Genomic DNA, 242 nt, shown 5'->3' on the forward strand with positions numbered 1-242 from the left:
TATGCGCCCGTAGCTCAATTGGATAGAGCGTTTGACTACGGATCAAGAGGTTAGGGGTTCGACTCCTCTCGGGCGCGTTTTCTTTCGGGAAGTGGCTCAGCTTGGTAGAGCACCTGGTTTGGGACCAGGGGGTCGCAGGTTCAAATCCTGTCTTCCCGATACTTGTTTGGGGCCTTAGCTCAGCTGGGAGAGCGCCTGCCTTGCACGCAGGAGGTCAGCGGTTCGATCCCGCTAGGCTCCAC

3 tRNA genes are annotated in these 242 nt (G+C 57.9%); all 3 read left to right on the plus strand.

What is annotated here, in order from left to right:
* Window positions 1-3 precede the first annotated feature (3 nt).
* The 3 genes from ACQRBL_RS32970 to ACQRBL_RS32980 all read left to right on the plus strand — a co-directional run bounded on the left by ACQRBL_RS32970 (window position 4) and on the right by ACQRBL_RS32980 (window position 241).
* Window positions 4-77 (plus strand) — tRNA-Arg (locus ACQRBL_RS32970).
* Between the two features lie 8 nt (window positions 78-85).
* A tRNA-Pro gene (locus ACQRBL_RS32975) sits at window positions 86-159 on the plus strand.
* A 9-nt stretch (window positions 160-168) separates the two neighbouring features.
* A tRNA-Ala gene (locus tag ACQRBL_RS32980) sits at window positions 169-241 on the plus strand.
* The last annotated feature ends 1 nt before the right edge of the window (window position 242 follow it).

Source organism: Bacillus sp. AF62 (assembly GCF_050312695.1).
GTDB lineage: Bacteria > Bacillota > Bacilli > Bacillales > Bacillaceae_G > Bacillus_A > Bacillus_A cereus.